Source organism: Galbibacter orientalis DSM 19592 (assembly GCF_000260115.1).
GTDB classification, from domain to species: Bacteria; Bacteroidota; Bacteroidia; order Flavobacteriales; family Flavobacteriaceae; genus Galbibacter; species Galbibacter orientalis.
This window is the reverse complement of sequence record NZ_JH651379.1, coordinates 2,665,591-2,687,423: the sequence shown is the minus strand read 5'-3', so window position 1 is coordinate 2,687,423 and position 21,833 is coordinate 2,665,591. Positions and strand designations below refer to the sequence as shown.

Genomic DNA, 21,833 nt, shown 5'->3' with positions numbered 1-21,833 from the left:
TGAATTTAGTTAAAAAACTCCCAACAATTAAACCATAGCTTTGAATTGCAGTCTTATTATTATAACAAATTAAAACAGTATAAAGATGAAAAAGACACTAAGCTTATTATTACTTGTATTTATTGTGGGAACAACATTTGCTCAAGATAGACCGAGAGAAAAACGTGGAGATCAAGATAGAAAGGAGCGAAGAGAAGATTTTAGAAAAGCATATGCAAATTTAACTCCAGATCAAATTGCGACGTTAAAGACAAAAAAAATGGCGTTGGCTTTAGACTTAACAGATGCGCAACAAAAAGATATTCTTGCAATAAACAAAGATTTGGCTACAAAGCATAAAGCTAAGGTGGAGTCTTTCAAAGAAATGAAAGAAAAAGAAGAGAAGCCTACAGTTGAAGAGCGTTTTGAAATGAAGAACGCTATGTTAGATGAGCAATTGGCTGTTCAGACTAAAATGAAAAATATTTTAGATGAAGATCAATATAAAATGTGGAAGAGAAGTCAGCATAAAAAGCACGGAAAACGTGATCATAGAATGGCTGCTAGAAAATAATAGGTTGGTTAGTTAGTTTTATAAAAGCCTCGAAACTTTGTTGAGTTTCGAGGCTTTTTCGGTTTTATAATGATTTGATAACCTTGGTTGCGGCATCAATAGTTTTGTCTAAATCTTCGTAAGTTAAGGCATTATTTAAGAACCAACTTTCAAAAGCGCTAGGAGGAAGGTAGATTCCTTCGTTTAACATTCCGTGGAAAAACTTTTTGAAATAGCTGTTATTCCCTTTAGCTGCAGTTTCAAAATCGTATACCTCTTCTGTAAAGTGCACAGAAATCATAGATCCTAGTCGGTTTATAGTATATGTTAATTCCGACTCTTCAAGAGCTTTTTCAAGACCTTGGTGTAAATAAGCAGTTTTATCGGCTAAGCTTTTAAAAATATCTTCATGCTCGAATAATGTTTTTAGCATTGTTAATCCAGCTGCCATAGCAAGAGGATTCCCACTTAAAGTTCCTGCTTGATAAACAGGGCCTAGCGGCGCCAAATAATCCATAATTTCATTTCTAGCAGCAAAGGCCCCTACTGGAAGTCCGCCACCAATAACCTTTCCAAAAGTTACAATATCTGCTTTTATATTTAGTAACTCTTGAGCGCCTCCTTGTGCAAGCCTAAACCCCGTCATTACTTCATCAAAAATGAGGAGTATTTTATGGTCGTCGCAAAGTTTACGCAAGCCCTCTAAGAAGCCTTTTTTAGGAATAATACATCCCATATTTCCAGCAACAGGCTCGATAATAATTGCAGAAATTTCATTTTTATTTGCTTCAATTAAAGCTTTTACACTTTCTAAGTCGTTATATCTAGCAAGCAAAGTGTCTTTTGCTGTTCCTTGAGTTACTCCAGGACTATTTGGACTTCCAAAAGTTACAGCGCCGCTTCCTGCTTGGATTAAAAAAGAGTCTGAGTGTCCATGATAACAACCAGCAAATTTGATAATTTTATCTTTTCCTGTAAAACCTCTAGCCAATCTAACGGCGCTCATACAGGCTTCAGTTCCACTATTTACAAAACGAATTTTATCAACATTAGGAACCATAGAAACTGCTAGTTTAGCAATTTCTGTCTCTATTTGAGTAGGCATACCGAAGGAAGTACCAAGTTGTGTTTTTTCAATAACCGCATTCACAACAGGTTGGAAAGCATGACCTAAAATCATTGGTCCCCAAGATGCTATATAATCTATTAATTTATTTCCGTCCTCATCATATAGATAGGCGCCTTTTGCTTGCTTCACAAAAATGGGCTCTCCACCTACAGCATTAAATGCTCTAACAGGAGAATTTACTCCTCCTGGAATGTATTTTTTGGCTTCAGCAAAAAGGGCACTACTTCTTTTATATTCCATGTTTTTTATTTTAATCCCTCATAGAGGGTTTAATTTTACCGACGCTTTGCGTCGAAATGAGTTAAATTTGTTTCGTTTGACTACCTCGGGCTTGCCCCGATGTAGTTTAATTTAGATATAATATCTGTCCAATTTTAATATTATTATTTCTTAATCCGTTTTTTCGTTTTATAGCATCTACAGAAACATTATAGCGTTTTGAAATGGAATACAGGGTGTCTCCTTTAGAAACGCGATACGTTTGTTCTGCTACTTGCTTTCTTCTAGCAGGATTTGTACCTAAAACCGCTGCATCATATCTGTAAAGTTGATATTTTTCTATTAAACTTATTAATTTATCTGGATACCGTCTATCGGTTGCATAACCTGCACTTCTAAGTCCTTTTGCCCATCCACGGTAATCGTCTTTATCTAAATCGAATAAAAAAGCATACCTACTTCTGGTGGTTAGGAATTCCGAATGGTCTTCATAGGAAAGCTCTGGGTATCTATATTTTCTAAAACATTCGCCTTTGGCATCATCATCATGGTACGCTCTTTCTCCAGTCCATCCAGTATGGCATTTTATCCCAAAATGATTATTTGCTTTTCTAACCAATTCTCCTTTTCCTGCGCCACTTTCTAAAATTCCTTGCGCTAAAATTATACTAGCTGGAATTCCGTGACTTTGCATTTGGCGTTCAGCAATCGGACTAAAAACATCAATATATTCCTCTACAGTAGCTGTATAAACTGTAGTTCTGGAAGTAGATTCTAAAGTTTCGGTAGTTCTATTATTGTTTGTTTCAACATCATTTTTGTTATGCGTAGTCCGTGTATTTGTAGTAGGATACTTTCTAGAATTTTTTTTAGACGAAGAAGCCTTTTTTTTAGCGCCACAACTTACTAAAAGTAGTATGAGAAAAGTATAAATAAGCCGTTTTATAATCATTTTATAAGGGGTAAATTCTTTTGTTTTAAGCGAATATTCATTCCAGAAATACCTTGTAGACCTCCGGTATGAATCGCTAAAATTTTTGTATTCTCTTTAAAATAACCTTTTTTTATCAAGTCTAGTATTCCAAACATCATTTTTCCAGTGTAAACTGGGTCTAAAGGAATGTCTGTTTTTTCTTTAAAGCAATTTAAGAAATTTACTAATTCTTTGTCAGCTTTTGCGTACCCGCCAAAATGATAATCTGTATGTAAATTCCAATTAACTTGATGTGCAAATTTACAAATTTCTGTTTGTAAAAAATTGCCTTTCAAAGCGGGAAACCCTAAAACTTGTTGACGGAGTTGTGAACAATTTATGAGTCCTGAAATAGTGCCTCCTGTGCCTACAGCTACACAAATGAAATCAAAATCAAAATCTTCTTTTTCCAAAATTTCTTCACAACCTTTAACAGCAAGTTCATTGGTGCCTCCTTCTGGAATTATGAATGAATTGTGGTAGGTATTTTTTAAAGATGCTATAAAAGCAGGTTCCTCTTTCCTTCTGTAGTCGGATCGACTTACAAACTTGAAAGACATTCCGTGTTTTTTGGCAAAAGAAAGTGTAGGATTTTCTTCAATTTTATCTAAAAGCTCTTCCCCTCTAATAACTCCAATTGTTTTTAGATTGTTTTCAAAACCAGCATATGCAGTAGCAGCAATATGGTTGGAATAGGCGCCTCCAAAAGTTAATAAAGTATCATGATTTAGTCTTTTGGCTTCTGCAATATTGTATTTTAATTTCCTAAACTTGTTTCCAGAAATAAACGGATGGATTAAATCTTCACGTTTGATGAAAAGTTGAACGTTGGCATTTTTTGTTTCTTCTAGAACAATTTCTTGGTTGTGCAAAACTATCTCTCTTTATAGAATTCAAAGATAAGAGGAACGTTTAAAATAGGTAGCTTAAAAAGCCCCAAAATGGTCGCTCTTTTATGTAATTTAAGTTTCGCTCATTTTGATAGGCTTCTTTTTCAAAACTTATATTTCTGTAAGCTTCATTAAAATTTCTAAATAGCATTACGCCAATAAGCCATTCTATTAGATACCAAATGTAAAAAGGGAGAATAAATAATTCTAATTGTTGCTTTAGGTGAATTCGCTCATGGTTAATAAGCACATCGTCTTCTTTTAGTCTATTTTCTTTTAAGATAATTACAGGCCAAAGTGTAAGGCCAACATATCTTTTAGGAAAAATGTATTTAAAAATTAGAATCATAAAGCAGCTTTTAGTAGAGCTGTAGTTTTCTGTTATCTTTGTAAAGATAATAGGATTTGCTGTTATAAAAATTTATAACGGTTATTTTTAATCTTAATTTAAGAAAAGCATAATTTTTATAACTTTTTTTGAGAATAGTACAATAGATGAAAAAAAATTTAAAGCCTGAAGAAGGTGATTATTATTTGTCGCCTGAGGGCTATCGGGTTTTTACAGAACAATATCATTTAAAGAGAGGGTATTGTTGTGAGAATGGATGTAGGCATTGTCCGTATGGTTTTAAAAAGAATAGAAGATAACGAATTGAAAATTTCAATTTTATAAAAAATAGATTGATGATTGATACCCAAAATACTTTTGAAAACGAAATTTTAGTTGGGATTCCAGAGGTGCTTCCTGTTAAAAAGGAATATGATAAAAATGTGAATCACGCTCCAAAGCGAAAGAATATTTTAACTTCAGAAGAAAAGAAATTAGCCCTTAAAAATGCATTACGATATTTTGATAAGAAGTTTCATGCAGAATTACTTCCAGAATTTAAAGAAGAGTTAGAAGCTTACGGTCGTATTTACATGTATCGACTTCGTCCAGATTATAAAATGTATGCACGGCCTATTGATCAATATCCAGCAAAGTCAAAACATGCTGCTGCAATTATGTTGATGATTATGAATAATCTTGATCCAAAAGTGGCGCAGCATCCGCATGAGTTGATTACTTATGGAGGGAATGGAGCTGTTTTTCAAAATTGGGCACAATACCGATTAACGATGAAGTATTTGGCCGAAATGAATGATGAGCAAACCTTGGTAATGTATAGTGGGCATCCAATGGGGTTATTTCCGTCACATAAAAATGCGCCAAGAGTGGTGGTAACAAACGGGATGATGATTCCAAACTATTCAGCACAAGACGATTGGGAGAAATTTAACGCGCTTGGAGTTACTCAATATGGACAAATGACTGCTGGAAGTTATATGTATATTGGTCCGCAAGGAATTGTTCATGGAACAACAATTACGGTTTTAAATGGATTTAGAAAAATTAAGAAAGACCCTAAGGGAGGTGTTTTTGTAACTTCTGGCTTGGGAGGAATGAGTGGAGCTCAGTCAAAAGCAGGAAATATTGCAGGATGTATAACTGTTTGTGCAGAGGTAAATCCGAAGGCAACAGAGACAAGGCATTCTCAAGGATGGGTAGATGAAGTGATTTCTGATTTAGATGAATTAACAAAAAGAGTAAAGGAAGCACAGGTCCAAAAACAAACTGTTTCCATAGCTTATCAAGGAAATGTAGTAGATGTTTGGGAGAAATTTGATAAAGAAAATATTTATATTGATTTAGGTTCCGATCAAACTTCTTTACACAATCCATGGGCTGGAGGGTATTATCCTGTGGGATTATCTCTTGAAGAATCGCAATCCTTAATGGCAAATGATGCCGAAACCTTTAAAGCTAAAGTTCAAGAAAGTTTATGCCGACATGCAGCAGCTATAAACAGACATGCAGAAAAAGGAACGTATTTTTTTGATTATGGAAATGCTTTTTTATTAGAGGCTTCACGTGCAGGTGCAGCGGTGATGGCAAAAAATAATATCGATTTTAAATACCCAAGTTATGTGCAAGATATTATGGGACCTATGTGTTTTGATTATGGTTTTGGTCCTTTTAGATGGGTGTGTGCTAGTGGAGATCCTCAAGATTTAAAAAAGACAGATGCTATAGCTTGTCAAGTACTGGAGCGTATAAAAGCAACAGCTCCAAAGGAAATTCAGAAACAATTAGAGGATAATATAAAATGGATTAGATCTGCTCAAGAAAATAAGCTTGTAGTTGGTTCTCAAGCACGTATTTTATATGCAGATGCAGAAGGAAGAATAGAAATTGCCAAAGCTTTTAACAAGGCAATAGCAAATAATGAAATAGGTTTTGTAATTTTAGGGAGAGATCATCATGATGTTAGTGGAACGGATTCTCCATACAGAGAAACCTCTAATATATATGATGGTTCTAGTTTTACAGCAGACATGGCTATTCATAATGTAATTGGTGATAGTTTTAGAGGTGCCAGCTGGGTGAGTATTCATAACGGCGGTGGCGTTGGATGGGGAGAAGTTATAAATGGAGGTTTTGGTATGGTTCTTGATGGTACTATAGAAGCAGATAAACGTTTACAATCTATGTTATTTTGGGATGTAAATAATGGAATAGCTAGAAGAAGCTGGGCAAGAAATGAAGAAGCTGTTTTTGCAATAAAACGAGCAATGAATGCTGAGCCTAATTTAAAAGTAACACTTCCAAATTTTGTAGATGAAGATTTGCTATAGTAATTAGAATACCTTTTTTATCTAGTTTTAGATGAAATTTTTAAATAAACGAAGAACTTTAAAGTGAAATAAAATGAAACATTCATATTTAATTTAAGTCGCTTAGGAGGCTAATTATTTGGATGTTTTATGTGGCAATTAAAAACAATAAAAAAATAAACCATGAGAACAATAAAACTCCTTTCTGGAATGTTGCTTGTTACACTCCTTATGAGCGCTTGCTCTAGTGTAAGTGTTGCAACAGATTACGACCGACACGTAGATTTTAGTAAGTATAAAACTTTTGCGTTTTATAAACCTGGTATTGATAAAGCAGAAATTTCTGATCTTGATAAGAAAAGAATCTTACGCTCAATACAATACGAACTACAGAATAGAGGCTATAGATTATCTGAGAATCCAGATATTTTAGTAAGTATTTTTACTAAAGAAGTGGATCGTGTTAGTGTTTATAATAACGTTGGTTGGGGCTGGGGTTATTACGGTTACCCATATTGGGGTGGCGGTTATAATTCTGTGTCTACGGAAACCGAAGGCTCACTTTATATTGACTTAATTGATGCTGGTAAAAAAGAATTAGTTTGGCAAGGTAAAGGAACTGGTTATTTGGTTACCAATGGAAATCTAGCTAAAAAAGAGGAACGTATAACCGAATTTGTTAAAGAAATTTTAGAACAGTTCCCTCCAGTTTCTACACAAGTAGCTGTAGTTCAAAACGGACAATAAAATAGTATTTATAAAATATTTTAAACTGAGTTAGCCTCACAATTTTGAGACTGACTCAGTTTTTTTTATAATTGTTTTTTCAGATTAATTATATCGGATCAATTCATACTTCTCCTTTAATTCCTTTAATTTTTCTGGATATTTGCTAGCTACGTTTTCTTGCTGACCGAAATCTTCTTTTAAGTTATATAGTTGATCTTCTTTAGAAATTCCAGTTTCAATTTTTACGGTTTCTATAAAAGAGGGCGCTGTGTCATTTTTTGGAATCATTACCCATTCATTTTCTCTTATAAAAGTTCCATAAGACCCTTGAAGTATGATGTTTTCTCTTCCTACTTCTGAGTTCCCTAAGAATTCAGCTAATAAGTCTACACTATCATTGGTTTTTTCACTGCTTCCAATCAACTTAGCAATCGAAGAAAAAATATCAATCTGACTTACTATTGCGTCAGAAACTCCAGGTTTTATTGTTCCTTTCCAATATGTAAAAAATGGGACTCTAGTTCCAGCTTCATAAAGGCTATATTTTCCTCCTCTTAATCCTGCTGTTACGTTATGATTTCCAATTTTTTCTTCTGCTTCATCATAATAACCATCATTTATAACAGGGCCATTATCACTAGAAAAAATAATAAGAGTGTTTTCTAATATTCCTTGTTCTTCAAGGGTTTTTACAAATTCTCCCACACACCAATCCGCTTCAAGGATTACATCTCCTCTTGGTCCCATTCCAGATTTTCCTACAAAGCGTTTATTTGGAGTTCTTGGAACATGGGGTTGTTGCAGTGCGTAGTATAGAAAAAAGGGTTTTTCTTTATGTTCTTTTACGTAATTTTTAGCTTCATTTAAAAAATTATCAGCCATATCTTCATCAATCCATTTGGCTTTTTCACCACCTTTCATAAAACCGATTCTAGGAATTCCATTTACAATACTATTATTATGTCCATGGTGCCATTTCATTTTTGTCAATTCCGGATTTTCTTTTCCTGTTGGTTCCCCATCAAAGTTTTGTTCATAACTAACTTCAATCGGGTCTTCTTTCTCTAGTCCAACTACATCTCCGTTTTTTATATAAACAGTAGGAACTCTATCTTGAGTTGCTGCCATTATATAAGAATAATCAAAGCCAACTTCATTAGGGCTGGGTTTTATTGTTTCATTCCAATCTATAATTCCTGTGCCTAATCCTAGATGCCATTTCCCTACAATTCCTGTATGATATCCTTTACTTTTAAGTATTTTAGGAAGTGTAACTTGATTTGGTTTTATAAGTAATGGCGCTGTTCCTGGTAATATTTTAGCATCTTTTTCTCGCCAAGGATATACTCCTGTTAATAAAGAATACCTACTTGGGGTACATGTTGAAGCAGCAGCATATCCATTGGTAAATATAACTCCATTATTAGCAAGTTTATCCATGTTTGGAGTGTGTATAGTTGAAGCGCCATTAAAACTAACGTCTCCATATCCTAAATCGTCCATATAAATAATTACAACATTAGGACTTTTGGTACTTTCTATTTTCTCTTCTGAAGTTTCTTTTTTACAACTTATAAGAAATATAGAAATAAAAACGTAAATAAATACAGTGTTAAAAATAAGTTTTGTTCTTTTATTAGCTTTCATTTTATGAATTTTGGTAAAGTTTGATAAAAGTAATAATTTTTAGATTAGGTTGAGAATTTTTTTAACAAACTAATTTTAAGTCTAATAGCATTATTTGAGTTGAAAAATATCTTTGTGTTCATTTTAAGACAACGTTTTCGTAAGGTTTTGTATTTTTAAAAATCTAAAACAAAGCATATGCAAACCGGTTATAAAAGCAATCCATTATTAGATCGTTTACCAAAACATTTAAAGCAATTTATAAAGCCTCAGAACTATAACGATTACACTTCTATAAATCAAGCGGTGTGGCGTTATGTGATGCGTAAGAATGTGAATTATTTAAGTAAGGTTGCGCATAAATCATATACAGAAGGTTTGCAAAAAACAGGGATTTCTATCGATCGAATTCCAAGTATGTATGGAATGAATAGAATATTGAAAGACATAGGATGGGCAGCCGTTGCAGTAGATGGTTTTATCCCTCCAAATGCTTTTATGGAGTTCCAAGCTTATAATGTGTTAGTAATAGCTTCGGATATTAGACAGCTTGAAAATATAGAATACACCCCTGCACCAGATATTATTCATGAAGGGGCAGGACATGCACCTATTATTGCAAATCCAGAGTATGCAGAGTATTTAAGACGTTTTGGAGAGATTGGATGTAAAGCAATTTCTAGTGCAAAAGATTATGAAATGTATGAGGCTATACGCCATCTTTCTATTATAAAAGAAGCCGATGGAACTACTGCTTCCGAAATTGAAAAAGCTGAAAAGCGAGTGGAAGATTTGCAGCAGAATATGGGAGAGCCTAGTGAAATGTCTTTAATCAGAAATTTACATTGGTGGACGGTTGAGTATGGTTTAATTGGAACATTTGATAATCCAAAAATTTATGGTGCTGGTTTATTGTCTTCTATTGGAGAAAGTAAGTGGTGTATGACGGATGCTGTAAAAAAAGTACCATATAATATGCAGGCGGCATACCAAGATTTTGATATTACAAAACCACAACCGCAGCTTTATATTACTCCAGATTTTGCATATCTAAGTTTGATTTTGGAAGAATTTGCTAATACAATGGCGCTCCGAAAAGGAGGCTTGAAAGGGATGCTAAAACTAATAAATTCTAACGCTTTAGGAACGGTGGAATTAAGTACTGGAATTCAGATTTCAGGAACTTTTTCAAATGTAATCGAGTTTGAAGGGAAGCCTATTTATTTTCAAACAGAAAAAGAGACAGCGCTTTCTTACAGAGACAAAGAATTGGTTGGGCACGGAATAGAAAAGTATCAACAAGGATTTGGGAGTCCGTTAGGAAAACTTAAGGGGATAAACCTAGCTATTGAAGATATGAGCCCTAGAGATTTAAAGGCGTATAATATTTATGAAGGACATCAGGTGGATTTGGAGTTTGAAGGCGGTGTAACTGTTTCTGGAACTATTATTACTGGAACTCGGAATTTAATGGGTAAAATTATACTTATTAGTTTTGATAATTGTACTGTAAAACATAAAGGCGAAGTTTTATTTGAACCTTCACAAGGTATTTATAATCTTGCTGTTGGGAAAGAAGCAATCTCCGCTTATAATGGCCCCGCAGATGTAAATAGTTTTGATTTAATAACACATAGCCATTCTGAAGAAACAAAAAAGCAAAAAAATAATAATACCAAGATGCTTGAAACGTTATATTTACAAGTGCGCGAATATAGGGAAGGGGAAAATAAAACGATTTCAAGACATAAGGTTTTTGAGCAATTACAAGAATTTTATCCAGAGGACTGGTTGTTGTCTGTTGAGCTTTATGAACTTGCAAAAAATAATGGAGATGATGATTTTTCTGAGGAAATTCTGAATCATCTCGAATCGGTAAAAAGAAACCGACCTACAGTAGGGCATTTAATAGACGATGGGATTTCATTAGTAAACGATGCATTGGTGAAATAGGTCGCTTTAAAAAGATTTTATATTTTTATCCAAATTCAATTACTTATTTAGTTTGAAAAAATACTTATTTATTATCGGTTTCATTTTGGCTAATGTAGCATGTAAAAATGATGACACTCATAAAACTAGACTGGCTACAGAAGCCGATTCTCTAAGACTTCTTCAAAAGAAAGAACGAGTAATTACAGATGAGCAGCGGGTTAAAGATATGTTGAGAGCTAAGAATAACCAACTCTCAACAGAAGACTCTATTTACTATCTGGCAAAAATAAAAAGACCAAAAGATTCTGCTTTTATAGTGATGAATCTTTACGGAAAAGTAAAACATTTAGGAAAATTACAAGAGTTTAAACAAACTGCTATTATTAAGGATAATAAAACAATTACTTCTCGAATTGATGGAAATGTTTTTAGAATAGATAAATCTTCTAAGAATCGTTATAAAATATACACACACAGTGTAACAAATGCTAATTTTAGTGCCTACGATATTGATTTTGGAGACACCCCAATTTCTATAAGAAAAGCAACACGCACCGCAAATTTTTACTACGATTTGTTACCAAAAAAAGAATTTAAATATACTGTAGAGAATAAGAATAAGTTTTTTACCATTAGAAAAGATAGGTTAATTAAAGGAGATTCTATTTTAGATACCTTGGCTAGCGGCGCTAGAATTTATCGTTCAAATGGGTTGTTAGATATACAAGATGCTACTGCTTTAAACACCTATTATTTTGTGGACAGTACTAGTGTGCTCGAAAAATTAATTATTCAAGATACTGCAAGTGTATTAACTAATATTACGCTTAGTGGAAAAAGTGAATCTATAGATAAAACTACCAAATATTCTAGTGCATTTGTCAATGATTCGGTTTTTAAAACTTTTGAAGTTTCAGAAAAACAAGACAAAAATTCTAAGCATGTAGTGGCATATAACATAGATTCAATAATTAAGCAATATCATTATAATAAGGACTTTAAATTTACGCTAAAAGCAATAGATTCTTTTAACCTTGAAAACACCTATCCTCAGTATTATAGGTCTTTAATAGACACTACATTTTTTGTTTATAGTAAGCCTTTTTCTATTAATAAAATGGATACTAAATGGCGATATTCGGTCCGGTATACGCGAAAAACAAATGCCAATCCAACTACTATTGAAGTTTCTGTGTCAAAGAAGGAATTGATAAAGGTTGAAGATACTACTTTTGTTTTTGAAGCTCCTCTTTCGCCTATTAAAAAGCCAATTAATATTGGCGATTTATCTGAGCAAGATTATAAGGTTTCCGATTTCGATATAAACTTTGATGGGTATACAGATTTGAGTTTTCCAGAAGGGTTTGATTTAAATAGAAATGCTACGTATGCTGTTTATTTGTACAATCCTGAGTCGAATACTTTTGTTAAAAATGAAGCTTTTACAGGTCCTTCAATGGCACCGTATATTTTAATTGATAAAGATAATAAGTCGGCTATTTATACTTCTAAAACTGGAGGAGGTAATTATAGTGCCCGAATTGTTAAAATTGGAGATAACGGCATGATTTTATACAAAGAAACCTACTGGAGTACCTCTTCTGACGGAAAAATTAGTATTCATTATCAGAAAACCGAAAATAATTCGGTTGTAGAAAAGAGTAATGATATGGCTAAGGGAAAATCTTGGGATGTAAAAGATTTTAAAAACGAATTTTTGAATTGGGTGAAGGAAAGAATCAAAAATTAATTTTTGACTGTTTGAAAAGTGTGTGGTTATTTTGGTCTCAGCTATGAGTAGTTGTATTTTTTAGCAATAACTAATACTATTGTTAAGTAGTACTTTAAACAGATATAAGTTCTTTACTTTTTTCCGATTCACGTTCAGACCACAGAATATAGTTAGCATTTTTCGCTTTAAGTGCATCTAAAAATTCCATTTTAATTTCTTTACCTATGTCATTGATGATAGCAATTGCGTTTACATTCTTTTTTGTGATTTTCTCTCGAACTGGTTTTATGTCGTCCCATGAAAAAAGAAAGGTTGGTAAATTCGATTTGTTAATTGTATTAAATGATTTAATGACAATTTCTTTATCTTTTTTTGCAATTTGAAAATCAAAATTAAATTCCAATCCTGTTGTCCCTTTAGATATAAAATCAGGGGTATAAATTATATCTAGAGAATCTAAATAATCCCTAACATCTTCTTTGAAAATAGAAGCAACATTATGTTTTGATAATACATATAAATCATTGATCTCAATTATTGCTGAAAGAAAGTTATGCTTTGATTGTGAAAAATTATCACTGTTTGCTTCAATAGTTAATTCATCATTTTCTGCTCTAACCCCATAGTTTAAAAGTATTGTATCTAAAATTGCTCTACGTCTTTTTGAACCTTGAATATGTAGACCTTGAAGTTCTAAATTAGACATTGTCTCTCCATTATCGCTTAATTTTAAATGATTTCCATTTTTTTGAGCATAAATCTCAATCGTGTCATTAAATGCTCCAACAAAAGGGGTATTTATTAGATGCCAATCGGTGGTAGAGTCCTTTTGGATAAAAGTTTTTTCTCTTAACCAATTGTAATAATTGTCCACATATGTATTTACCCAATTCAAAGTATTGATTGTTGAATATTAATTAATGATTTTAAATTTATTCTTCGGGCAAAGTTAAATATTAAATCCGATAAGTCAGATGGTTGAGTAATATCTTTAATAGGGAAATCAATATCAGATAATGGAATTGCCCAAGCCAAAGGTCTGTAACCTTCAACATAAATGTGCATATGAGATTCGGTTGGATTAAACCATTTATCTGCATACGGAATTAGAATATCAGGTAAAGTTGGTAGTATATTTGTAGGATTGTGATGTCCTCCTCTGTAATCAATTCTTAAAAGCCCAACATAAAAGTTACTTTCTAAATGATGTATCGAAGTTTTAAGTATTATTTTCTGGTTGGTTGTAATTTCAACCAAAAAGTTGTGGTCTGAATCTTGATGAGAAATCAATTCCAATCTATTTTTCTTTTTCGATAGGTCTATTGTTTGATTCGGGTTGATTAAAACCTTTTCTAAATCCAATAGATATTTTGCCTCTTGGTTAGTTAGCATATTTCTTACAACTTAATGTAAGACATAATATAAAGTCTTTCCTAAAAAGTACCCTGCTATATATACCAAAATTACTACTGTAGATATGCACATAATCACCGTAGCTATATTTATTCTTTTACCTTTCAAAGTCATTATTGTCTTAGTATAATTTCTTAAATATAGAGAATTTATGCATGATTATTGCTTAAAATTGAGTTTTTCTAATTCTTTTCCGTCTGTAATTGTTTGTTTATTGTAAACCAATTTCCATCCTAAAGAATTTGTGAGAACATAGAAGCGAGATAATTCGCTAATTAATCTGTTTTCAGCATTTTCTTTTAGGTTAGAATTATCAATTCTTTTTCCAATGGCAATATGGACTTCATCTTTTATTTTATTAAAATCGTTTGCGTTAAACGGATTCAAATAATCTCCAGAAATATCGTAGTATTTTAAGTCGGGGAAAATTTTAATTTCAGGAGCTGGGATATCGGTAATATAAAGAGTTTGATGTTCTTCATCTACATCAAAATTTATTTTACTGAGGTCGTAAGCAACTGTTACTTCTGCATTTACTACTACCAATGCCTTTTTTTCGGTAGTTAATAAATTAGCAAATATTTTTTCTGATTGTTTGTAATTATATACTTGTGAAAAGTGTCCTTCAGTAACAATTAATTTGCTAACATTTTTTATTTCTTGCTGAATTAAAGCGGTATTTTCTTTTAGGTATTTAGAACGTTCATCATAGCGTTTGTACAATTGATACGTCCATAAAATAAGTAAAGTGATGATAATTCCGAAAAGAACTTTTCGCATATTAGAATGTTATATGTGGATGTTTTTCTGAAAGATACACAATTTTCTGCTGAAGTTTTTCTTGAAATTTTTTAAATTCATCACTTTCCGTATTGAAAGGACGATGTGATAATCCGCTTTGAATTTTTTCAACCTCCTTCATCGTATTTGTACAAGAAGAAGCAACGGCTGTTTCTTTAAACTTTTCCCAAATGTAATTTATGGCCGTTTTGTTAGGATGTATCATGTCTTCTGCATAAAAACGATAATCTCGTAATTCATCCATCATAATTTCGTAAGAAGGAAAGTAAGAAATGGAAGTATCCTTTTCTATAATTTGGTGGATTGCAGTTATTAAATGCGCTTTACTACGTTGATTTTCTATAAAACCATCTTTAAGGTGTCTCACTGGAGAAACCGTAAATAGTATAGCAGCTTTAGGGTTGATTTCTTTTATTAAACGGGTAATTATTTTAAGAGATGCTTCAATCTCAATTGCATTAAAAAGTACTTTATTAAAGTTTTTTTGCGGTACCTTATGGCAGTTAGCAACTAAATTAGCACTTTCTTTATTCTCATAACCCCAAGCAGTACCCAAAGTAAAAACTATATGAGAGGCTGTTTTTAAAAAAGAAAATGACTCTTCTAGAATTTCATTGAGCTTGTTTAAAAATATTTCTTCGGAGGGATTACTCAATACCGAATGAACTTCAAAACAGTGCCAGCGTTCATTTAAAAAGAAAACATCTTCTTTGGTGAACTTTTTTTGCTGAATTATTCTGGAAATTAAATTTTCAATCGCTTTTGGATGAAAAATAATTCCAAATGAATTGACAAGCGATTGAAATTTATAATACGAAAATTTTTTTCCAATATTCTCTACAAAACAAGATCCCATTAAAAACACTTTAGCATTATAATCTATTGAGTTTTCTAGTGGTTTTAATGGAATTTGTGTTTGTAGTTTCATGCGAATTATTCTATGATAAATAATTGATTTTTAACATCTTATATAGTTATGTGAGAAATCAGAACCTTTTAACACCTTTGCTTTATTGATCCACTCATGTGGAAGTGATTTTTAGCTAAGCTAAACACAGGCTATGCTCATAATAAAATCCCTCAATGAGGGGCTTTATTTTTTCTCAATCAATCCTGCTCTACGTAATAAAGCTTCTGGTTGTGGCTCTTTTCCTCTAAAGCGTTTGTACAACTCCATTGGGTTTTCTGTCCCTCCTTGAGAAAGTACATTTTCTTTAAATTTCTGAGCTACTTCTTTACTGAAAATACCTTTTTCTTTAAAAAACTCAAAAGCATCGGCATCTAAAACTTCTGCCCATTTGTAGCTGTAATACCCAGCAGAATAACCACCTTGAAAGATATGTGAAAAAGCTGTACTCATACATGTTTCTGGAGTTTCTGGATATAAACTCGTTGCTTCAAAAACCTTACTTTCATGCGCCTTTACATCTTCAATAGTACTTGGGTCAATACCGTGCCAACTCATGTCTAGCATTCCAAAACTTAATTGGCGTAGCGTTTGCATTCCTTCCATAAAAGTAGCCGATTCCTTTATTTTTGTAACAAATTCCATTGGAATAACCTCATTAGTTTGGTAATGTCTTGCAAAAATTTCTAAAGCCTCTTTTTCATAACACCAGTTTTCTAAAACTTGGCTAGGAAGTTCTACAAAATCCCAATATACACTAGTTCCACTTAGGCTAGGATAGGTGGTATTTGCTAGCATTCCATGTAAGGCGTGTCCAAATTCATGAAATAATGTAGTTACTTCGTTAAAAGTAAGTAATGAAGGTTTAGAAGCGGTAGGTTTAGTAAAATTGCAAACAATAGAAATATGAGGACGAGAGTTGTCGTTATTTTTCTTCCATTGCGATTTATAAACGGTCATCCAAGCGCCATTTCTTTTTCCAGGACGTGGGTGGAAATCCGCATAAAAAATAGCGGTTAATTCGCCGTTTTCGTCTAAAACTTTGTACGTTTTTACGTCTTTATGATAGGTGTCTACTTCCTTAGTTTCTTCAAATTGAAGACCATATAATTTTTCAGCAACCGTAAAAACACCATCAATAACATTTTCTAATTTAAAATAAGGCTTGAGTTTTTCATCATCTAAATTAAAAAGCTTTTGTTTTAGCTTTTCTGTATAAAAAGCCCCGTCCCATTTTTCGAGCTTTTCAAGTCCGTTTTCTTCTTTGGCAAAGTTTTCTAATTGTTTAAATTCTCGTTGAGCCGCAGGTTTTGCTTTTTCTAAAAGCTCTTCTAAAAAAGTAGTTACTTTTTCTGGAGATTTTGCCATGCGTTCTTCCAAAATAAAATGCGCATGGGTTTTATAACCTAATAATGCTGCTCTTTGCTGTCTTAATCGAACAATTTGTTTTACATTTTCTCGGTTGTCATACTCGTTCCCTTGAAATGCTTTGCTTCCAAATGCAAACGACATTTTTTTGCGGAGTTCTCTGTTTTCAGCATACGTCATTAAAGGAATATAGCTAGGGTAATTGAGTGTAAAAACCCATCCATCTTTATTGCGAGATTTAGCTTCGTCGGCAGCTGCTTCCAACGTACTTTCTGGAAGTCCTTTTAATTCTTCTTCATTAGTAATATGAAGTTCAAAAGCATTGGTTTCTGCTAGTACATTTTCGCCAAATTTTAAACTTAGTTGGGATAATTTCTTATCGATATCTCTTAAAATGGATTTCTTTTCTTCAGGGAGATTTGCTCCATTTCTAGAAAAACCTTTATACGTTTTTTCCAAAAGCATTTGCTGTTCTTTAGAAAGCGTAAGTTCTTTGCGAGCTTCCCAAACCGCTTTTACTCTTTTAAAAAGTTGTTCGTTTAAACGGATGTCATTTCCAAATTCCGATAAAAGAGGAGAGATTTCTTGTGCTAATTTCTGAATTTCCTCATTGGTTTCGGCGCTGTTCAAGTTAAAAAAGATGGAAGTAACTCTATCTAATTGAGCTCCCGAAAATTCAAGAGCTTCAATAGTATTTTCAAAAGTAGGAGTTTCCGAATTTGATGTAATCTCATCAATTTCGGATTTTGTTTTTTTAATCTCTTCTTGAATTGCAGGAAGAAAATCTTCGTTTTTTATTGCTGAAAAAGGAGCCGTTTGATAAGGCGTTGTAAATGTATGATTAAGCAAATTTGCCATGTTCTAATTTTTATAAGATAATTGAATCCCTCATAGAGGGTTTTTATTTTCCCAAAGTCCGTCCAGAGTTAATCGATGTGCTCTACCTCGAAATGGGTTAAATTTGTTCTGTTTGAATACCCCATGTGCTTGCACCGAGGTTCTTTTATTTACAAAGTAATAAACTTTCTCTAAAATAGATAGGTCGCTTAAAGAATGATTAACATTTTTTAAAACAACAAAATATAAAATTTTAAATGCTTTAAAAGTAATTAAAGTTGTTTTGTAGGACCCTCTCTCTTCAAGGGAACTAAGTTATAAATCTGAATGTCCGAGTAAAAATACAAGACCACTTTGCTATAAGAAAAAAGACTAAATATTATAAAATTAGCAGTTTAAAGAAACAGTATTACTAAAATCCTCTTTTTATTCATTTTCATCATTACAACGTATTAATTAAGCACATAATCGATTTTAGTGAAACTTTTTTCAAATAAAAAAACCATAAGAAATACAGCTTCGTAGGTGAGGTTGTTGAAGAGGAATTTAAAGTTAAAATAATAATATAAGATACACACCAAACCTACTCTTTTAATACGCTGTGTAAATCCCCTAAACAGTAATGTATTGGATTTTTAAAAAAAATAGGCTTACCCTCAGAGCCTATTTTTTTATTTCTTCTGCACCTTTTATAACTTTCTCTTTTAAAGATTCTTTGTAGGCTACTATGTTGTTTTGAACAGAAAGGTCTGCAGAGCCTATAATTTGAGCGGCTAGAATACCAGCATTTTTAGCTCCATTAAGCGCTACAGTGGCAACAGGAACGCCTCCAGGCATTTGAAGTATAGAAAGCACAGAATCCCATCCGTCGATAGAGTTACTACTTTTTACAGGAACCCCAATTACAGGAAGCGGAGATAGCGAAGCTACCATTCCTGGTAAATGCGCAGCACCACCAGCACCAGCAATAATTACAGAAATCCCATTTTTATGAGCATTCTTACCGAAGTCGTACATTTTTTCTGGCGTACGGTGTGCAGAAACTATATCTACCGTTACTTCAATTCCTAATTCTTTTAAAACATCTATTGCGTCTTGCATTACTGGGAGGTCACTCGTGCTCCCCATGATAACTGCTACTTTTGCCATTTTTTAAAATTTGTATTCTTAATTTAAAATTGCCTATTGCCTATTGCCTATTGCCTACTGCCTATCGTCTTAAATAATTTTATTCAGCAATAACCCTAATACTTTTCTTTACCTGTTCTGCTATTTCTCTAGCTTTGGCTATATCTTTATTTACAATAGTTACGTGTCCCATTTTTCTAAACGGACGTGTTTCTCGTTTTCCGTAAATATGTGGTGTAACCCCTTCCATTGCCATAATTTTTTCAATGTTTTTGTATACAACAGAACCAGTATAGTTTTCATCCCCTACCAAATTAACCATAATACCTGCTACCTTACTTTCTGTGTTGCCTAATGGAAGTCCTAAAATAGCACGAATTTGTTGTTCAAATTGATTGGTATAGCTGGCTTCAATACTGTAATGTCCACTGTTATGAGGGCGTGGAGCTACTTCATTTACTAAGATTTCATCGTTTTCTGTTTGAAACATTTCAACAGCCAAAAGTCCAACATGTTCATAAGCTTTAGAAACTTTTAAAGCAATGAGCTGTGCTTTTTTTGCAACTTCTTCACTAATACGAGCTGGACAAATTACATATTCCACTTGGTTGGCTTCTGGATGAAACTCCATTTCTACTACTGGATATGTTTTTACATTCCCTTTGCTATCACGTGCCACAATTACTGCCAATTCATTTTTAAAAGGAATCATTTTTTCAGCAATACACTCACCCTCTGGTAAACCTTCCAAATCAGAATAAGTTCTAATTACTTTTACACCCTGACCATCATAACCAAAACGAGCGCTTTTCCATACAAAAGGAAAGGCTAGAGATTCGTTTTTAACAGCATTTAGTATTTCATCAGGATAAGCAAAGCGTTTAAAATCGGCTGTTGGAATTTGGTGATCAACATAAAACAGTTTTTGTGTAGCTTTATTATTGATGGTTTTTAATGTTTTAGCAGAAGGAAAAACAGTTTTTCCTTCTTTTTCTAATTGTGCTAGTGCGTCAACGTTTACATTTTCAATTTCAAAAGTTAAAACATCTACTTTTTTTCCGAACTCATAAACTGTGTCGTAATCCATTAAATCGCCTTGGAAAAATTCATTACAAGCTATTCTAGAAGGAGCATCATTACTTGGATCTAGCACAAGGGTTTGGATATCATACTTTCTTGTTTCGTAAAGCATCATTTTACCAAGTTGTCCACCGCCTAAAATACCAAGTTTAAAATCTGATGAAAAGTAGTTCATGTTCTTATATTTTTAAAACTGACTGTATGTTTCTGCTACAAATTGTAAATACAAATTTGATTTTGCAAAAGTATGGCTAAATATGAAATCTACATAATTAATCCCTCACAGAGGGTTTAATTCTCCGATTTGCTGTGTCTAAATAAATTAAGGTTGTTTTGTCTGATACCTCATGGGCTTGCCCTGAAGTAGTTCATTAGAGCGTAAGAATACACTTTTGTTTGAGAGGCTTTTAAAAATTAAGTTTTAAGCAATTAAATGCTAACTATTTGGTTATAACTATATAAAAGAGCGATTTTTTTGTGAAAAAAGTGTAATTATTGCTGAAAACGATTAAATTTAAAGGAAAACAAAAATCTAAATGGTATCTTTGCAACTTTATAATTTTTAGGAGATTGATTAAGCTTCACGATAAATATTTTGAACCTTTTATTTCTGCAGAAGAAATAGATGCTGCCATAAAAAAGATGGTGGAAAAGGTAAAAGCCGATTTTAAAGATGAGACACCTATTTTTATATGTGTGTTAAATGGTGCTTTTATGTTTGCCTCAGACTTTATGAAGCATTACGACCAAGATTGTGAGATTACTTTTGTTAAATTAAGTTCTTACCGAGGGATGTCGTCTACAGGAATAGTAAAAACACTTTTAGATGTTCCAGATACTGTAGAGGAAAGAAGTGTTGTTATTTTAGAGGATGTTATTGACACTGGAAATACCGTAAAAGAACTGGTCTCTATGTTTTCTCAAATTAATGTAAAGAGGTTTAAAATAGCATCTATGTTTTACAAACCAGAAATATATAGCGGGGAGTATAATATTGATTATGTTGGGATTGAAATTCCCGACAAGTTTATTGTAGGTTATGGGCTTGATTATGACGAATTAGGAAGAAATTTACCAGAAGTATATAAAATAAAAGAATAAAATATGATCAATTTAGTACTGTTCGGAAAACCAGGAGCAGGTAAAGGTACACAAGCTAATTTTTTAAAAGAGAAATACAATTTAAAGCATATATCTACCGGCGATGTTTTCAGATTTAATATTAAAAACGGCACTGAATTAGGTACACTAGCTAAGTCATATATTGACAAGGGAGAGTTGGTTCCAGATGAAGTAACTATTAACATGCTTAAAGCTGAAGTAGAGAAAAATCCGGACGCTAGTGGTTTTATTTTTGACGGTTTTCCAAGAACAAATGCACAGGCAGAAGCTCTAGACGATTTGTTGGAAGAAAAAGAAATGAAAATTGATGCAACAATAGCGTTAGAGGCAGATGATGAAGTTTTAATCCAACGCCTATTAGAACGTGGGAAAGTAAGCGGAAGAAGTGATGATCAAGACGAAAGTAAAATTAGAAATCGTTTTGACGAATACAACGAGAAAACAGCTCCTTTGATGCAGTATTATAAGAAGCAAGATAAATTCCACAGTGTAAACGGAATTGGATCTATTGAAGATATTACAGAGCGTTTGAGTAAAGTTATTGCTACGCTTTAATGATTGTAACTACCTTGAGTTTGTTTAAACGAGGTTGACTAAATAAGTCATGAGGTATTATAATATTACATCAAAATGTAAACTCCTTCAAAGAGTTTATTAAGCTTTATATATAGTGAGCGCTCTCTGAATTTAAGAATTATGAGAGCGTATTTTTTTGAAAAACATAGTGAAGAATTTTTAGTATAAAATTGGACAGCTA

General features: G+C 32.8%; 20 protein-coding genes. 8 read left to right on the top strand and 12 right to left on the bottom strand.

What is annotated here, in order from left to right:
• The first annotated feature begins 85 nt into the window (after nt 1-85).
• Nucleotides 86-553, top strand: coding sequence for a hypothetical protein (locus JOOMADRAFT_RS11845; RefSeq protein WP_008613675.1), 468 nt, complete (start codon nt 86-88; stop codon nt 551-553).
• Nucleotides 554-617: 64 nt separating this feature from the next.
• Here the strand turns inward: JOOMADRAFT_RS11845 and hemL are convergent, their stop codons facing one another.
• From hemL to JOOMADRAFT_RS11825, 4 genes are all read right to left on the bottom strand, one after another.
• Nucleotides 618-1,901 carry a glutamate-1-semialdehyde 2,1-aminomutase gene (gene hemL / locus JOOMADRAFT_RS11840; protein ID WP_008613670.1) on the bottom strand — a complete coding sequence of 428 codons (1,284 nt, stop codon included), beginning with the start codon at nt 1,899-1,901 and terminating at the stop codon, nt 618-620.
• A gap of 106 nt (nt 1,902-2,007) precedes the next feature.
• Entirely contained in the window at nt 2,008-2,832 is an 825-nt protein-coding gene (locus JOOMADRAFT_RS11835) for a glucosaminidase domain-containing protein (protein ID WP_008613668.1), read from the bottom strand.
• Nucleotides 2,829-3,725: a 1-aminocyclopropane-1-carboxylate deaminase/D-cysteine desulfhydrase gene (locus JOOMADRAFT_RS11830; RefSeq protein WP_008613667.1), complete on the bottom strand. Its 897-nt coding sequence runs from the start codon at nt 3,723-3,725 to the stop codon at nt 2,829-2,831. Before JOOMADRAFT_RS11830 ends, JOOMADRAFT_RS11835 begins: the two co-directional genes overlap by 4 nt.
• A 40-nt stretch (nt 3,726-3,765) precedes the next feature.
• Nucleotides 3,766-4,092 carry a hypothetical protein gene (locus JOOMADRAFT_RS11825; protein ID WP_008613666.1) on the bottom strand — a complete coding sequence of 109 codons (327 nt, stop codon included), beginning with the start codon at nt 4,090-4,092 and terminating at the stop codon, nt 3,766-3,768.
• 146 nt (nt 4,093-4,238) lie between these two features.
• On the opposite strand from JOOMADRAFT_RS11825, the gene JOOMADRAFT_RS20320 reads away from it, so the two are divergent.
• From JOOMADRAFT_RS20320 to JOOMADRAFT_RS11815, 3 genes are all read left to right on the top strand, one after another.
• Nucleotides 4,239-4,391, top strand: coding sequence for a DUF5522 domain-containing protein (locus JOOMADRAFT_RS20320; RefSeq protein WP_008613665.1), 153 nt, complete (start codon nt 4,239-4,241; stop codon nt 4,389-4,391).
• A 36-nt stretch (nt 4,392-4,427) separates the two neighbouring features.
• A complete protein-coding gene (locus JOOMADRAFT_RS11820; RefSeq protein WP_008613664.1) occupies nt 4,428-6,419 on the top strand; it encodes a urocanate hydratase in 1,992 nt (663 codons plus the stop codon).
• Between the two features lie 162 nt (nt 6,420-6,581).
• Complete coding sequence (locus JOOMADRAFT_RS11815; protein ID WP_008613663.1) at nt 6,582-7,145, top strand: DUF4136 domain-containing protein; 564 nt, start codon at nt 6,582-6,584, stop codon at nt 7,143-7,145.
• An 84-nt stretch (nt 7,146-7,229) separates the two neighbouring features.
• Here the strand turns inward: JOOMADRAFT_RS11815 and JOOMADRAFT_RS11810 are convergent, their stop codons facing one another.
• A complete protein-coding gene (locus JOOMADRAFT_RS11810) occupies nt 7,230-8,774 on the bottom strand; it encodes a sulfatase family protein (RefSeq protein ID WP_008613662.1) in 1,545 nt (514 codons plus the stop codon).
• Nucleotides 8,775-8,951: 177 nt separating this feature from the next.
• Here JOOMADRAFT_RS11810 and JOOMADRAFT_RS11805 point away from each other — a divergent pair, with 177 nt between their 5' ends.
• On the top strand, nt 8,952-10,706 hold the full coding sequence (locus JOOMADRAFT_RS11805; protein WP_008613661.1) for an aromatic amino acid hydroxylase: 1,755 nt from the start codon (nt 8,952-8,954) through the stop codon (nt 10,704-10,706).
• A gap of 52 nt (nt 10,707-10,758) precedes the next feature.
• The gene (locus tag JOOMADRAFT_RS11800) at nt 10,759-12,438 is read left to right on the top strand and encodes an XAC2610-related protein (protein WP_157136679.1); all 1,680 of its coding nucleotides are present in this window, start codon (nt 10,759-10,761) and stop codon (nt 12,436-12,438) included.
• Nucleotides 12,439-12,532: 94 nt separating this feature from the next.
• Here JOOMADRAFT_RS11800 and JOOMADRAFT_RS11795 read toward each other — a convergent pair whose 3' ends face one another.
• The 7 genes from JOOMADRAFT_RS11795 to JOOMADRAFT_RS11765 form a co-directional block, all read right to left on the bottom strand.
• Nucleotides 12,533-13,315: a DUF1828 domain-containing protein gene (locus JOOMADRAFT_RS11795; protein ID WP_008613649.1), complete on the bottom strand. Its 783-nt coding sequence runs from the start codon at nt 13,313-13,315 to the stop codon at nt 12,533-12,535.
• Nucleotides 13,312-13,812 (bottom strand): DUF6978 family protein, encoded by a 501-nt coding sequence (locus JOOMADRAFT_RS11790; protein ID WP_008613647.1) that lies wholly within the window; start codon nt 13,810-13,812, stop codon nt 13,312-13,314. The genes JOOMADRAFT_RS11795 and JOOMADRAFT_RS11790 overlap by 4 nt, the downstream gene beginning before the upstream one ends.
• Nucleotides 13,813-13,992: 180 nt before the next feature.
• Nucleotides 13,993-14,613 carry a DUF4230 domain-containing protein gene (locus JOOMADRAFT_RS11785; protein ID WP_008613645.1) on the bottom strand — a complete coding sequence of 207 codons (621 nt, stop codon included), beginning with the start codon at nt 14,611-14,613 and terminating at the stop codon, nt 13,993-13,995.
• Between the two features lies 1 nt (nt 14,614).
• On the bottom strand, nt 14,615-15,562 hold the full coding sequence (locus JOOMADRAFT_RS11780; RefSeq protein ID WP_008613644.1) for a GSCFA domain-containing protein: 948 nt from the start codon (nt 15,560-15,562) through the stop codon (nt 14,615-14,617).
• A 165-nt stretch (nt 15,563-15,727) separates the two neighbouring features.
• Nucleotides 15,728-17,767: a M3 family metallopeptidase gene (locus tag JOOMADRAFT_RS11775; protein WP_008613643.1), complete on the bottom strand. Its 2,040-nt coding sequence runs from the start codon at nt 17,765-17,767 to the stop codon at nt 15,728-15,730.
• A 642-nt stretch (nt 17,768-18,409) separates the two neighbouring features.
• Nucleotides 18,410-18,895, bottom strand: coding sequence for a 5-(carboxyamino)imidazole ribonucleotide mutase (gene purE / locus JOOMADRAFT_RS11770; RefSeq protein ID WP_008613642.1), 486 nt, complete (start codon nt 18,893-18,895; stop codon nt 18,410-18,412).
• A gap of 79 nt (nt 18,896-18,974) precedes the next feature.
• Nucleotides 18,975-20,129, bottom strand: coding sequence for a 5-(carboxyamino)imidazole ribonucleotide synthase (locus tag JOOMADRAFT_RS11765; protein ID WP_008613641.1), 1,155 nt, complete (start codon nt 20,127-20,129; stop codon nt 18,975-18,977).
• A 395-nt stretch (nt 20,130-20,524) separates the two neighbouring features.
• Between JOOMADRAFT_RS11765 and hpt the strand changes: the two genes are divergently transcribed.
• Together hpt and JOOMADRAFT_RS20735 are read left to right on the top strand one after the other, a co-directional pair.
• Nucleotides 20,525-21,055 (top strand): hypoxanthine phosphoribosyltransferase, encoded by a 531-nt coding sequence (hpt, locus tag JOOMADRAFT_RS20740; protein ID WP_008613640.1) that lies wholly within the window; start codon nt 20,525-20,527, stop codon nt 21,053-21,055.
• Between the two features lie 3 nt (nt 21,056-21,058).
• Nucleotides 21,059-21,631, top strand: a complete 573-nt coding sequence (locus JOOMADRAFT_RS20735) for an adenylate kinase (protein ID WP_008613639.1) — start codon at nt 21,059-21,061, stop codon at nt 21,629-21,631.
• The last annotated feature ends 202 nt before the right edge of the window (nt 21,632-21,833 follow it).